At 56.3% G+C, this 13796-nt stretch carries 11 protein-coding genes; 7 read left to right on the forward strand and 4 right to left on the reverse strand.

Annotated features, from left to right (window positions below; genetic code table 11):
• Positions 1-168 precede the first annotated feature (168 nt).
• A complete protein-coding gene (locus AC2FMY_RS01070; protein WP_496806889.1) occupies positions 169-942 on the forward strand; it encodes an ABC transporter permease in 774 nt (257 codons plus the stop codon).
• Here the strand turns inward: AC2FMY_RS01070 and AC2FMY_RS01075 are convergent, their stop codons facing one another.
• Positions 943-1548 carry an alpha-ketoglutarate-dependent dioxygenase AlkB family protein gene (locus AC2FMY_RS01075; RefSeq protein WP_496806874.1) on the reverse strand — a complete coding sequence of 202 codons (606 nt, stop codon included), beginning with the start codon at positions 1546-1548 and terminating at the stop codon, positions 943-945.
• A gap of 213 nt (positions 1549-1761) precedes the next feature.
• Between AC2FMY_RS01075 and dnaK the strand changes: the two genes are divergently transcribed.
• The 3 genes from dnaK (at position 1762) to radC (ending at position 5763) form a co-directional block, all read left to right on the forward strand.
• Positions 1762-3669: a molecular chaperone DnaK gene (dnaK, locus tag AC2FMY_RS01080; protein ID WP_496806875.1), complete on the forward strand. Its 1908-nt coding sequence runs from the start codon at positions 1762-1764 to the stop codon at positions 3667-3669.
• Between the two features lie 75 nt (positions 3670-3744).
• The gene (dnaJ, locus tag AC2FMY_RS01085) at positions 3745-4893 is read left to right on the forward strand and encodes a molecular chaperone DnaJ (RefSeq protein WP_480750103.1); all 1149 of its coding nucleotides are present in this window, start codon (positions 3745-3747) and stop codon (positions 4891-4893) included.
• 114 nt (positions 4894-5007) lie between these two features.
• The gene (gene radC, locus AC2FMY_RS01090; protein WP_496745511.1) at positions 5008-5763 is read left to right on the forward strand and encodes a RadC family protein; all 756 of its coding nucleotides are present in this window, start codon (positions 5008-5010) and stop codon (positions 5761-5763) included.
• 9 nt (positions 5764-5772) lie between these two features.
• Here radC and AC2FMY_RS01095 read toward each other — a convergent pair whose 3' ends face one another.
• The 3 genes from AC2FMY_RS01095 to secA form a co-directional block, all read right to left on the reverse strand.
• Positions 5773-7332: a phosphate ABC transporter substrate-binding/OmpA family protein gene (locus tag AC2FMY_RS01095; RefSeq protein ID WP_496745509.1), complete on the reverse strand. Its 1560-nt coding sequence runs from the start codon at positions 7330-7332 to the stop codon at positions 5773-5775.
• A 24-nt stretch (positions 7333-7356) separates the two neighbouring features.
• Entirely contained in the window at positions 7357-8292 is a 936-nt protein-coding gene (locus AC2FMY_RS01100) for a hypothetical protein (RefSeq protein ID WP_480750106.1), read from the reverse strand.
• Between the two features lie 102 nt (positions 8293-8394).
• Positions 8395-11100: a preprotein translocase subunit SecA gene (gene secA, locus AC2FMY_RS01105; RefSeq protein WP_496745505.1), complete on the reverse strand. Its 2706-nt coding sequence runs from the start codon at positions 11098-11100 to the stop codon at positions 8395-8397.
• Between the two features lie 175 nt (positions 11101-11275).
• On the opposite strand from secA, the gene AC2FMY_RS01110 reads away from it, so the two are divergent.
• From AC2FMY_RS01110 to mutT, 3 genes are read left to right on the forward strand one after another with little or no spacing between them, the layout of a single operon-like run.
• Entirely contained in the window at positions 11276-12127 is an 852-nt protein-coding gene (locus tag AC2FMY_RS01110) for a foldase protein PrsA (protein WP_496745504.1), read from the forward strand.
• Between the two features lie 6 nt (positions 12128-12133).
• The gene (gene argJ, locus AC2FMY_RS01115; protein ID WP_496745502.1) at positions 12134-13360 is read left to right on the forward strand and encodes a bifunctional glutamate N-acetyltransferase/amino-acid acetyltransferase ArgJ; all 1227 of its coding nucleotides are present in this window, start codon (positions 12134-12136) and stop codon (positions 13358-13360) included.
• On the forward strand, positions 13357-13755 hold the full coding sequence (gene mutT, locus AC2FMY_RS01120) for an 8-oxo-dGTP diphosphatase MutT (RefSeq protein WP_480750110.1): 399 nt from the start codon (positions 13357-13359) through the stop codon (positions 13753-13755). The genes argJ and mutT overlap by 4 nt, the downstream gene beginning before the upstream one ends.
• Positions 13756-13796: the final 41 nt, after the last annotated feature.

The following is a 13796-nucleotide window of genomic DNA, read 5'->3' on the forward strand; positions in this document are numbered from 1 at the left end:
AAAAAGCTCCGATCCTGTGATTTGTTGAACTAACGCATTGCCGACCTTATGCTGCGATGAAAACGGATCGGCAAGATTTCCGTGTCAGTTTTCAGGCAATGAAGCAATAAGGACGGTCGGGTGTTTCGCTACAGACAGAACAAGACCCTGTTGGGTGGGGCCGTCACGATGGCCGAGATTACCTTTCACGAGGTGGTCCGTCATGTCAGATCCAAGCACAACAATGCATGGGTTGCTTTGGGCCTCAACATTCTACAGGCAATGGTGTTTGTCGGCGTGTTTTATGCCATGTTCACGCTCTTGGGCATTCGGCGTATGTCCGTGCGCGGTGACTTTTTGCTGTACATCATGTCCGGCATTTTTCTGTTCATGTGCCACGTCAAGGCAGTGGGGGCGGTGTCGGGGGCGGCGGGCGCGAACAGTCCGATGATGAAGCACGCGCCGATGAATACGCTAGTAGCGATTGCCTCGGCCGCGTTCGGAGCGCTATATACACAGCTTTTGACCCTATTTGTGATCCTGTTCATCTATCAGGTCGCTTATAAACCGCTGGTGATCTCTGATCCGGTCGGAGGCTTCGGCATGCTGTTGCTGGCGTGGTTCACCGGATGTGGTGTCGGTCTGGTGTTTCTGGCAATCAAGCCATGGGCGCCGGCGGCGGTTTCGATTATGGCCACGATCTATCAACGGGCCAACATGATCGCATCAGGCAAAATGTTTGTGGCGAACATGCTGCCGCCGACGATGCTTGCCATGTTCGACTGGAATCCGTTGTTTCACGCCATCGATCAGTGCCGCGGTTTTGTGTTTCAGAACTATTTTCCACGTAACAGCAGTTGGGAATACGCGGTTTGGGTCGGCATAGTACTGATCATGCTGGGTCTGATGGGTGAATTTTATACCCGCCGCCATGTTTCGGCCAGCTGGTTTGCGCGCCGCTGACTAGTCTCCGGCCACCCGTAGGGTCAGGTTCAGCCGCCCGCCCTTTGGCAGTAGTTTCGATGATCCGAATCTGATCCGGTCGACGCCATGGTAGGTCAGTCGTGCCGGGCCAGCCATGGTCACAACGTCACCTGAGTTCAGCCAGATCGACTCGGTCTTTCCGCCGCGGGTGGCATTCCCGATCCTGAACAGCGCATCGTCGCCGAGAGAAACGGACACCACGGGCCAGGAAAAATCGGCCTCGTCTTTGTCCTGATGCAGGCTCATACGGCTGCCATCTCCATAGTAATTGATCAGGCAACAATCAGGCAGGCGGCTCGCACCCGATACACTGCGCCAGATATTCAGGATCTCGTCAGGGATCGCGGGCCATGGCACACCACTAGGATGTTTGTCCTGATACCGATATCCTTGTCTGTCCGTTACCCATCCAAGAATCCCTGCCGAGGTCATGCGCACCGACATTTCCCTTCCTGAGGGTGTTGTTGGGCGCATCAGCGGCGCCAGCTTGAGTACCGGGCGTAGAACCTCGATCAAGCGGTTCTGGCGAGCGGAATCGAGATACCCTTTTCGAATGTCGAAGCCGCGCAGTATCAACCGAGTCATGGGTAAACGTCCGTTCCTTACCAAATCGTTGCCAAAAAGGTCCAAGATTCCTGAAAACCTGCGATTTACCGTGCTTGCAGGCCTCCATTTCGGCCCTTATATACGCCGGGACGCGCGATGGTGTAGTGCCGTCGCGCACCACTGATCGGGGTCGGGATGCCGTAACGGGTTCGGGCCTCGGGACATCGCCTTGAAGAGAAAGGGATCGAACACATGGGAAAAGTAATCGGTATTGACCTCGGCACCACCAACTCGTGCGTTGCCATCATGGACGGATCGCAACCGAAGGTTATCGAAAACTCCGAAGGGGCGCGGACCACGCCTTCGATCGTCGCCTTCACCGAAGACGAGCGACTGGTTGGGCAGCCCGCAAAGCGTCAGGCGGTCACCAACCCGGAAAACACCATCTTTGGCGTCAAGCGCCTGATCGGTCGCCGGGTCGACGACGCAGAAGTCGAAAAAGACAAGAAAATGGTGCCCTATGCCATCGTTGATGGTGGCAACGGTGATGCATGGGTCAACGCCCGCGGCGAAAAGTACTCCCCAAGCCAGATTTCGGCCTTCACGCTGGGCAAAATGAAGGAAACCGCGGAATCGTATCTGGGTGAGGAAGTCACGCAGGCGGTCATTACAGTTCCCGCCTATTTCAACGACGCGCAGCGGCAGGCCACCAAGGACGCCGGCAAAATCGCCGGGCTGGAAGTACTGCGGATTATCAACGAACCGACGGCTGCCGCGCTGGCCTATGGTCTGGACAAGCAGGAAACCCAAACCATCGCGGTCTATGACCTTGGTGGCGGTACCTTCGACGTGACCATTCTGGAAATCGACGACGGCCTGTTCGAGGTTAAGTCGACCAACGGTGACACCTTCCTGGGTGGTGAAGACTTTGACATGCGCATCGTCAACTACCTGGCCGACGAGTTCAAAAAGGAACACGGTGTCGACCTGTCGAAAGACAAGATGGCGCTGCAGCGCCTAAAAGAGGCGGCTGAAAAGGCCAAGATCGAATTGTCGTCGACCTCGCAAACCGAGATCAACCAGCCTTTCATCTCGATGGGTTCGAACGGCCAGCCACTGCACATGGTCATGAAGCTGACTCGCGCCAAGCTGGAATCGCTGGTGGGTGATCTGATCAAGAAGTCGATTAAACCCTGCCAAGCGGCCCTGAAAGACGCGGGCATCTCGGCAGCCGATGTTGACGAAGTGGTTCTGGTCGGCGGTATGACCCGCATGCCCAAGGTCATCGAAGAGGTGACCAAGTTCTTTGGCAAAGAGCCTCATAAGGGTGTGAACCCTGACGAAGTCGTTGCAATGGGTGCTGCTATTCAGGCTGGTGTTCTGCAAGGCGATGTAAAGGACGTGGTTCTGCTGGACGTGACCCCGCTATCGCTGGGTATCGAAACGCTGGGTGGTGTGTTTACCCGCCTGATCGACCGCAACACCACGATCCCGACCAAGAAATCCCAGGTGTTCTCGACTGCCGAGGATAACCAGAACGCCGTTACCATTCGCGTGTTCCAGGGTGAGCGTGAAATGGCCGCAGACAACAAGATTCTTGGCCAGTTCAACCTTGAAGACATCCCGCCCGCGCCGCGTGGAATGCCGCAAATCGAGGTGACCTTCGACATTGATGCCAACGGCATTGTGTCCGTGTCGGCCAAAGACAAGGGTACCGGCAAAGAACAGAAAATCACCATTCAGGCATCGGGTGGCCTCAGCGACGAGGACATCGAAAAGATGGTCAAGGACGCCGAGGAAAATGCAGAGGCTGACAAGGCCCGCAAAGGACTGGTCGAAGCCAAGAACCAGGCTGAAAGCCTCATTCACTCGACCGAGAAGTCGATGGAAGAGCATGGCGACAAGGTCGACCCGACCACCATCGAGGCGATCGAACTTGCCATTGCGGCGCTGAAAGACGAGATCGAAACTGACAATGCCGACAAGATCAAATCTGGCATTCAGAACGTGACCGAAGCCGCGATGAAGTTGGGCGAGGCCATCTATAAGTCGCAGGTGGAAGACTCCGATGACGAACCGGCTGCGGCGGATGCGGGTCCGGATGCAGACGACATCGTGGATGCCGAGTTCGAAGATCTGGATGACGACAAGCGTAACTAACGGGTAAACCGGGCCAAGACGGGCCGGTCCGGTTGCCGGGCCGGCCCGAATTCGTTGAGGCAGAAGGGATATCGGATGTCAAAACGTGACTATTACGAAGTGCTCGGTGTGTCCAAGGGCGCTGCGGCGGATGAAATCAAGAAGGCCTATCGCAAAAAGGCCAAGGAGTTTCATCCGGACCGAAATAAGGACAACCCGGATTCTGAGGCGAAATTCAAAGAGGCCAACGAGGCCTATGAAGTACTGAAGGACGCCGACAAAAAGGCGGCCTATGACAGGTTTGGGCATGCCGCGTTCGAAAACGGTATGGGCGGCGGTGGGCGTCCGGGCGGCGGTTTCGGTTCGGGCGACTTTTCCAGTGCGTTTTCCGATGTGTTTGACGACCTGTTCGGTGATTTCATGGGCGGTCGTGGAGGCGGTGGCGGCGGACGTCGTGCCGCACGTGGTTCGGACCTGCGCTATAACTTGCGGGTATCGCTGGAAGATGCGTATTCGGGCCTGCAAAACACGATTAACGTTCCCACGGCAGTGGCCTGTTCGTCATGTGAAGGCACTGGCGCAGAAAGCGGTGTCGAACCCGCAACGTGTCCGACTTGTTCCGGTATGGGAAAGGTTCGCGCGCAGCAGGGATTCTTTACCGTTGAACGCACCTGCCCTACTTGCGCTGGCATGGGGCAGATCATCAAGAACCCGTGCAAATCCTGCCACGGTCAAGGTCGCGTCGAAAAAGAGCGTGCGCTGAGCGTCAATATCCCGGCTGGTGTTGAAACTGGCACCCGCATCCGACTGGCGGGCGAGGGTGAGGCCGGAATGCGTGGCGGTCCTCCGGGTGATCTCTATATCTTTGTCGAAGTGACCCAGCACAAGCTGTTCGAACGTGACGGCGTGAACCTTTATTGCCGGGTGCCTGTCAGTATGTCCAAGGCAGCGCTGGGCGGCGCGATCGAAGTACCGACCATCGATGGCGGGCGTGGTCGCGTGCAGATCCCGGCTGGCAGCCAATCGGGTCGCCAGATGCGCCTTCGAGGCAAGGGCATGCCTGCATTGCGTGGGGGTGGTATCGGAGACATGCTGATCGAACTGGCGGTCGAGACGCCGGTCAACCTGACCAGCCGCCAAAAGGAATTGTTGCGTGAGTTTGATGAACTGGCAGATGATAACAATCCCGAGACAAAAAGCTTCTTTTCCTCGGTGAAATCCTTTTGGGACGGGATGAAGGGCTAGACCTGAAGTTTGCTCTCAGGCGGGAGGCGCAGAATATCGTTCTTCTGGGATGAGTTGATCGGTAGTGGAAGGCTGTTAACTTCTCAGAAACCGGTTCTGCGTCAACCTGTTTGGATGACACAGGATTCACTTCACGAGTCTCCCATGCTTTTTGACATGGATGAAGCGCAAGCGGTGCCACTACAGCTTGGACGGCTGCCATCATATATCAAAGATCACCGAAAGCGGCTGCGTGAGAGGTTCATGACCGGCGGCGCGGCGGCCATGCCAGACTATGAGTTGCTGGAGCTGATCTTGTTTCGTTCTGTCCCGAGGCAGGACGTAAAGCCGCTCGCCCGGCTGTTGCTGGATACTTTCGGCGACTTCAGCCGAGTACTGTCAGCACCGGTTGATCGATTGCGAGCCGTTAAGGGGGTTGGTGACAGCATTGTCACCGACCTGAAAATCCTGGAAGCGAGCGCTCATCGTATGGCGCGGGCGCGGGTGATGCAGAGGCAAGTTATTTCCAGTTGGGATGCTTTGCTGGACTATTGCCATACGGCTATGGCGCATCGGGAGACTGAGCAGTTCCGGGTGTTCTACCTGGATCGCAAGAACGTTCTGATCGCGGATGAAGAGCAGGCGAGCGGCACCGTCGACCATGTTCCGGTCTATCCGCGGGAGGTGGCGAAACGTGCGCTGGAACTGAATGCCTCGGCACTGATCCTTGTTCACAATCATCCGTCGGGTGACCCGACTCCCTCACAGTCGGATATCGATATGACACGGCAGATTCAGAATGCATGCGTGGCGCTGGGGCTGACCCTGCATGATCATCTGATCATCGGAAAATCGGTCGAACTAAGTTTCCGTGCTGACGGATATCTCTAACCGAGCAGGCTACTTGACCCAAACCTCGACCCGGCGGTTCACCTTTCTTCCCCAGTCGCTGTCGTCGCATGCCATTGGCAGCGCCTCACCGAATGCGTCTACTTCGATTTTCACGTTATCCGGCACCGCAGTTTCAATCGCCGAAAGAACGGCTCTGCGAACCGAATCCGCGCGCCTGCGTGCGATACGGGTGTTAGCAGCGGCCGACCCTTCGCTATCGCTGAAGCCAATGAAGAAAAGTTCGCGCCCGTCATACGATCCGGTTTCCAGCGCCTTGGCAAACTGAAGGATGTTGGAGCGAGATTGCGCGTCGGGGCGGGCTGATCCCGTCTCGAACCGGAACGAAATGGTCAGCCTTTGCATCGGAGCCAGCGTGGATATCAACCTCTGCATTTCTTGCAGAGTGACTTCGTCCCCGGCCGCCGAAATGGCGTTTGCCAACCTATCGCCCTGCGCGCCCAAGCGAATGTGTTCGGCCGTTTGATCGACGAAACCGGCGCGACGGATAACGATTTGCGCAGCAGGGCTTTTGGCATAGGATAAAAAATCGCGGGCGATCTTGGGCAATCGCCGCGCGGGGAGATAAAGGAACATCGGCGAGGACAGTGGATAGTCTTCGGTTTTTATGCTCCAACGCGAAGCAGACAAGGAAAATCCGCACTTTCCCGTTAGAGTCAATGCGCGCGTCGATCCGGTCTCAGCAAAGCTTGTCATACCGAGGCCGAACGGATCCGACGCCACTGCATGCGCCAATTGGCTGCCGCGTCCATGGCGTTGCACCGACGAGGTGACTTGTAATCCTGCAGGCTTGAGCAACTTGTCCTCAACTGCTTGTGCCAGACCTGAGCCGGAGACCGGCAAGTGCAGAGAAATCGGAGCGTCCGGGCCGCCAAGTTCGATCCAGTTTGTAATACGGCCAGCGAATACCCTTGCGAGGTCAAAGGTCGAAATACTCTGAATAGGGTTTTCCGAGGACACTACGGGAACCATCGCGTCCAAGGCTAAAACGAGGCTGCGAGCAGGATCGTTCAGATCACCGAGGCCAGTTTCGGATATCCTCTGGTGTTCATCGGGCCGAACCTCGCGCAATGCCATCACAATATCGGCCTCCAAGGCGAGAAGATCAGCGAAGCCCTCGTCTGTGGTGTTGACGTGAAATGTAAACCTCGCAAGTGGAGCTGAACGGCGCGGCTGGAACAGGCTATAGACAAAACTTGTTTCGTCCTGTGTTTCGCGTTTCGTTCGCAACCCATTGCGCGCGGCAAAACCTTCGACCAGAGGGGGCAGGAGGGATTCCGCCATTGTGGCCGAGCCAGACAGGACGATTTCGGCTACGTACTCGGTTAGATTGGGGCAGGCCGGGCCATCACAGGTGACGCCTGACCCGTCCACAGTAAGTTCTCCGAATTGCGTCTGAATACGATAGAATTCGCCGTCGAAGCCCAGAAAAGCGCCGGAAACAGAAACTTTACCATCGTGGGAAATCAACGTGATGTCCTGCGCAAAAGCGCCATCCATGGATATGCAATATGTAAGTGCGGCGATTGTCGCCGCACGAAGCCAAGTCATGTGATACCTGATGTCGCCTGTTGCCTATTTGGCCGCGATCTTCAGGTTTTGAAACAGATTATTCAACACAAGAAAATCACCGACAGACGAACAATCCGGCATTGATACCGACAGGTCGCGTGAGGTCATTGAGTCGTCACCATGCATCATGAAGGATTGAGCGTTCAACGTGCGTCCACAGTTTTCTTCTGTGACCTCAGCTTCGACTGTCATCTCGATGGTGCCAGATTTCTTTGCGCCTCTGGAAGGAAATGAATACACCTCGACCAACTGTGCGTCGCTCAAGGTTGTATTGCCAAGCCGATCGGTGTTGCCCAATCCATGTGAACTCTCGTTGGCCCAGACATGCCCGTCTTCACCATAGGCGGCACCGAACTCTAACGCGTGCAACTGCAGATCGGGACCTCCCCGCCATTGCAAAGCAACACGATCATAGGCCTTGAGATCTGGGATCACGGTTGAGGCAACCGAGCCTTTGTTGTTGGCAAACTCAACAATGAATATCGCTCTTTCCGACATTGCCGGGATCGTTACGGTCAACCGGCCTTGGGTATCGGTTTTTTCGGTAAACATCAGCCCGTTGTGATGAACCGTCAACCGTTCGCTTTTGTGACAAGGTGCGTTAACAAAGAGCGTCGCGTTTGCCAGAGGTGCAGGTTCTGCATTAGCCGTGACCTTGCAACTCACTGGCGACGCTGGTCTGGCTCGCTTTTCATTACCCAAGGTCTGCTCAGGTTCAGACGCTTCGGTCTTGGCGTCAACAGAGGTCAAAGAGATTTTTTTCAGGGCCTTGACCTGAATGTTCTGGCTTAAAGTGCTTTCGAGCGGCAGCAACGAAGCGGTGCGCGCCGAGGGCTCAGAACTGTAATCCCGGTCGGCGCTTTTTTGCATGAAATAGCCGGTCGCCAGCGCACAGCCGACGGTTCCGCCAATCATAATTAGTCTTCTCCAAAGCTCCATTGGACATCCCCTTTGTTTCCGGAGCGGAAATCAAAGTCGTCAAAAAAGGCGGCCAATCTATGGCCGCCTTTGGGAGTAATTTTGTCCGTTTCAGGGCGGGCGTCAGGTCAGCCGCCCGTGGCAATGCTTGAATTTCTTTCCGGACCCACAAGGGCATTGATCGTTGCGCGATGGGTTGCCCCAAGTCTCCGGATCGTCTTCGACAAATCCAGGGCGGGGATCACCCGAAGCCTGAGCTTCGGCAATCGCTTCTGCCTGTTTGGCGGCCTTTTGCATTTGCGCCTGCTGTTCAGCGTATTGCGCCAGCATCTGCCGTTGTTCTTCCTCGGTCAGAGGGCGAATGCGGGACAGTTGCTGTGTCACCGCCTCCCGCAATCCGTCCAGCATGCTTTCGAACAGTTGGAAACTCTCGTTCTTGTATTCATTCAGCGGATCGCGCTGTGCATAACCACGGAACCCAACCACTGACCGCAGATGCTCCAGCGTTAAAAGGTGTTCACGCCACTTTGTGTCGATGGTTTGCAGAAGCACCTGTTTTTCGATGTTGCGCATATTCTCGGGGCCGAAATCCACGGCCTTCTTGGCCATCATCTCGTCGGTGGCCTTGATCAGGCGCTCGCGAATGTCGTCATCATCGACACCTTCTTCTGCCGCCCAACTCTGGACGGGGACGTCGACACCAAGCTTTTCAATGACGGCAGAATGGAGGCCATCTGTGTCCCACTGATCGGCATATGTCTTGGGTGGCATGAACTCGTCGATCAGATCGTCGATAACCTGTTCGCGCATATCGGAAACGATTTCGGACAAATCCTCGGCCGACATGATTTCGCGGCGCTGGTTGAAGATCACCTTGCGCTGATCGTTCATCACGTCGTCGAATTTCAGAACGTTCTTGCGCATATCGAAATTGCGGCCTTCGACCTTGGCCTGGGCGCGTTCGAGCGACTTGTTCACCCATGGATGGATGATCGCCTCGCCCTCTTGCATTCCCAGCGTGGTCAGCACCTTGTCCAGACGCTCCGAACCAAAGATGCGCATCAGGTCATCTTCGAGGCTGAGGTAGAAAACCGTGCGTCCGGGATCGCCCTGACGGCCTGAACGACCGCGCAACTGATTATCGATACGGCGGCTTTCATGTCGTTCCGACGCCATGACGAACAGGCCGCCGGCGTCAAGAACCTTTCTCTTTTCTTCAGCGTGACGCGCTTCTTCGGCAGTGCGCAGTTCGGCTGGGTCGGCTTCGGGATTGGCGGCGATAGCTTCGAGCACTTTCATCTCGACATTGCCGCCCAATTGGATGTCGGTTCCGCGGCCTGCCATATTCGTGGCGATGGTCACTGCGCCCAATCGACCGGCATCTGCCACGATCTGGGCTTCCTGCTCGTGCTGGCGAGCGTTCAGGACATTGTGTCCGATGCCTTCCTTGCTCAACATCTGGCTGAGCATCTCCGATTTTTCGATTGACGTCGTTCCGACCAGTACAGGTTGCCCTTTCTCGTTCGCTTTTTTGATCTGTTCGATTATGGCGGCGTACTTTTCCGGCGCGGTTCTATAGACCTGATCGTCTTTGTCTTCACGTGCGATGGGCTTGTTCGTGGGGACCTCGACCACGCCCAAACCGTAAATTTCGCCAAATTCCTCAGCCTCGGTTAACGCGGTGCCGGTCATACCGCTCAGTTTGTTGTACAGGCGGAAAAAATTCTGGAAAGTGACACTGGCGAGCGTCACGTTCTCGGGCTGAATCTGTGCACCCTCTTTGGCTTCGATGGCTTGGTGAAGCCCATCAGACAGACGCCGGCCGGGCATCATACGGCCGGTGAATTCGTCAATAAGAACAACGTTACCGTCGCGCACGATATAGTCCTTGTCGCGCTGGAAAAGCTTGTGCGCGCGCAGGCCCTGGTTGACGTGATGCACAATGGTCGTGCTTTCTGGATCGTATAACGAATGTCCCTCGGGCAGCAGGTTGCGATCCAGCAGGAGCTGTTCAAGAAATTCGTTGCCTTCATCGGTAAAGGTCACATTGCGAGATTTCTCGTCCAGCGAATAGTGATCGTCCTGTAGCGACGGGATCAAGGCGTCGATTGCGGTGTAAAGGTCGGACCGGTCCTGTGAGGGGCCGGAAATGATCAGAGGTGTCCGTGCTTCGTCAATCAGGATCGAGTCCACTTCGTCCACGATCGCGAAATTGTGGTGTTTTTGATAAACTTCATTCAAATCTGCCTTCATGTTGTCGCGCAGATAATCGAAGCCGAGTTCATTGTTTGTCGCATAGGTAACATCGCAGGCGTAGGCGGCCAGCTTGTCAGCATCGGCCTGTCCCGACCAAATGACACCGGTGGTCATGCCGAGGATGCCGAACACTTTGCCCATCCATTCCGCGTCGCGCTTGGCAAGGTATTCGTTGACAGTCACCACATGAACGCCCTTGCCGGTCAGTGCGTTCAGATAGGCGGGGAAAGTTGCGACCAAAGTCTTTCCCTCACCCGTCTTCATTTCCGAGATATTGCCCTGATGGAGAAAGATCCCGCCCATCAGTTGTACGTCGAACGCCCTGAGACCCAGAGCCCGTTTGGCGCCTTCGCGCACGTTAGCAAAGGCTTCGGGCAGCAGGTCGTCCAGTTTTTCGCCATCCAGCGCTCGTTTGCGCAACTCTTCTGTTTTCGATTTCAGGTCGTTATCCGAGAGTTTTTCGAACTCCGCTTCCAGCGCGTTGATCTTTTCGACCAGCGGGCGTGTCGCCTTGATCTTTCGGTCGTTCGGCGTTCCGAACACCTTTTTGGCGAGCGTTCCGAGTCCCAGCATGTTCACTCCAGCGGATCTGTTCTTGTCGTGGTTCCGACAGGCTTGCCCGCCCTGCGCGCAACCCATAGATACGGGGGGTGAAAGGCGGTCCTGTCCAAGGCTTCAAGCGATGTAAGCGGCAGGCCGTAGAGTGTCAACGCCACGCACCGTCGCGGCAAAGAAATAGGATGATTCAATGCCCAAAGGCCTCACATTTCTGCCATCTCTGGCGCTTGCCGTCGGCCTGGCCCTGCCCCTGACCGCCGAGACGACAACCGACGCCGACATGGTGGTGGCGGTCGTCAATGGGGATGAAATCACTTTGGGCCACATGATCATCGCGCGTGCGACGCTGCCGAGGCAGTATCTGGAGCTTGAGGATCAGGTTCTGTACGATGCCATCCTCGACCAGCTTGTGCAGCAGACGCTTTTGAAACAACAGCAGAATGGCGAGCTTCCCAAGCAGGTGGCGATTGCGCTGGAAAATGAGAGGCGTTCGCTACTTGCAGCGGAAACCATCGAGGATATCCTGCGCTCGGCCTTGAGTGAAGAGGCGGTTCAGGCCGCCTATGACGCCGAATACGGCGACGGGTTCGGTGGCGATGAATACAATGCCTCACATATCCTCGTGGAAACCGAAGAAGAGGCCATGGCGGTCAAGGCCGAACTGGACGGCGGTGCAGACTTTGCGGAAACCGCCAAGGCGAAATCGACCGGCCCCTCCGGCCCGAATGGCGGTGAATTGGGCTGGTTCGGCCCGGGCGCCATGGTTCCCGAATTCGAACAGGCTGTTGTCGCTTTGGAAAAAGGGCAGATCTCTGAACCGGTTCAAACCCAGTTCGGCTGGCATATCGTGACGCTGAATGATCAGCGCAAGGCGGAAGCACCGGAACTGGAAGCGGTGCGCGGAGAGCTTGCATCCAAAATCCAGCAGGAAGCCATTCAGGCGCGCCTGGACGAATTGACGGATGCGGCGACCATAGAGCGCCAGCCCTTGGACGGTGTGACGCCGGACGTCCTGAAACAACTGGATCTGGTGCAGGAGTAAGCCGCCATGGCAAAGATCACCAAAGTCTCGCCACTCGCCCCGAGCAGCTTTCCCGATTTGCCGGTCATCGCGGGCGTTCGGTTTGCAACTGCTGCCGCGGGTGTACGGTATCAGGGACGGACCGATGTCATGCTGGCGGTGATGAACGCCGGCACGTCGGTTGCGGGCGTATTTACCCGGTCAGCAACGCGTGCCGCCCCGGTCTTGGATTGTCAGACCAAGATTGGTGGAGCAAGCGATGGACCGGCCGCGATCTTGGTCAATTCCGGCAATGCCAATGCCTTTACCGGGCATTTTGGACAAACCTCGGTGGTCGAGGTGGCCAAGGCGGTTTCAGACGCGACAGGGGTTCCTGCATCTCGAGTTTTCACGTCCTCGACTGGAGTGATCGGTGAACCGCTGCCGCATGAGCGGATCGTGGCAAAACTGGAAGATCTGAATGCGGCCCTCAGCCCTGATGCAATTGAGGATGCAGCCACGGCAATTATGACCACCGACACTTTCCCAAAAGGTGCCAGCAGGACCGTCGGGATCGACGGCAAGATGGTCAAAATTGCGGGAATTGCCAAGGGGTCGGGCATGATCGCGCCGGACATGGCAACGATGCTGGTCTACATCTTTACCGACGCAAAGGTGGAACAGGCCGTCTTGCAGCAGATGCTGGGTGAGATTACCGATCGCACCTTCAACTGTATCACTGTGGATAGCGATACTTCGACTTCGGACAGCCTTTTGCTGTGCGCTACCGGTGCGTCAGGAGCTGATGCTACCGGAAACCCCGGGTTCACCGAGGCGCTTGAGGCAGTGATGCTGGATCTGGCGCAACAAGTAGTCAGGGATGGCGAAGGCGCGTCCAAATTTGTCGAGATTCGTGTGACAGGCGCCGCCTCGGACGCTGATGCAAAGGTGCACGGATTGGCGATCGCAAATTCTCCGCTGATCAAAACGGCGATAGCGGGGGAGGACCCGAACTGGGGCCGCGTCGTCATGGCCATCGGTAAGTCTGGGGCAGCAGCAGACCGGGACCTGTTGAGCATTTCATTTGGCGATATTCTAGTGGCCGAAAAAGGGTGGGTCAGCCCTAACTACCGCGAGGCGGACGCAGCGGCATATATGAAAGGTCAGGAACTGGTGATCGGCGTCGATCTGGGATTGGGGGACGGTAATGCAACGATTTGGACCTGTGATCTGACCCACGGTTATATTGAAATCAACGCGGATTATCGCTCGTGAGAACGGTATTGGTATCTGCCGTTGCGCTAATTGATGTGGATGGCCGGGTGCTGTTGGCGCAGCGCCCGGAAGGTAAGTCGATGGCCGGTCTTTGGGAGTTTCCCGGGGGCAAGGTTGAAGTCGGGGAAACCCCCGAAGCCGCTCTGATCCGCGAGTTGGAAGAGGAGCTGGGTATCAACACCTGGGCTTCTTGTTTGGCCCCACTGACTTTTGCCAGCCACAGTTATGACGACTTTCACTTACTGATGCCCTTGTTCGCCTGTCGGAAATGGCAGGGCACCCCGCGGGCACAAGAGGGACAGGCGCTGAAATGGGTGCGAGCCAACGAGTTGCGTAGTTACCCGATGCCGCCTGCGGATGTCCCTTTGATTTCAATTTTGCGGGACTGGTTGTAAAATCCAATACTATCACATCGCGCGAGTTCGTTTGATCAGGC

The sequence above is a fragment of the Ruegeria sp. YKSE079 genome, assembly GCF_059612845.1.

What these genes read in the sequence shown, in the direction of transcription:
- AC2FMY_RS01070 (WP_496806889.1), top strand. Translation starts at nt 169, where the DNA reads ATGGCCGAGATTACCTTTCACGAGGTGGTCCGTCATGTCAGATCCAAG.
- AC2FMY_RS01075 (WP_496806874.1), bottom strand. Translation starts at nt 1,548, where the DNA reads ATGACTCGGTTGATACTGCGCGGCTTCGACATTCGAAAAGGGTATCTC.
- dnaK (WP_496806875.1), top strand. Translation starts at nt 1,762, where the DNA reads ATGGGAAAAGTAATCGGTATTGACCTCGGCACCACCAACTCGTGCGTT.
- dnaJ (WP_480750103.1), top strand. Translation starts at nt 3,745, where the DNA reads ATGTCAAAACGTGACTATTACGAAGTGCTCGGTGTGTCCAAGGGCGCT.
- radC (WP_496745511.1), top strand. Translation starts at nt 5,008, where the DNA reads ATGACACAGGATTCACTTCACGAGTCTCCCATGCTTTTTGACATGGAT.
- AC2FMY_RS01095 (WP_496745509.1), bottom strand. Translation starts at nt 7,332, where the DNA reads ATGACTTGGCTTCGTGCGGCGACAATCGCCGCACTTACATATTGCATA.
- AC2FMY_RS01100 (WP_480750106.1), bottom strand. Translation starts at nt 8,292, where the DNA reads ATGGAGCTTTGGAGAAGACTAATTATGATTGGCGGAACCGTCGGCTGT.
- secA (WP_496745505.1), bottom strand. Translation starts at nt 11,100, where the DNA reads ATGCTGGGACTCGGAACGCTCGCCAAAAAGGTGTTCGGAACGCCGAAC.
- AC2FMY_RS01110 (WP_496745504.1), top strand. Translation starts at nt 11,276, where the DNA reads ATGCCCAAAGGCCTCACATTTCTGCCATCTCTGGCGCTTGCCGTCGGC.
- argJ (WP_496745502.1), top strand. Translation starts at nt 12,134, where the DNA reads ATGGCAAAGATCACCAAAGTCTCGCCACTCGCCCCGAGCAGCTTTCCC.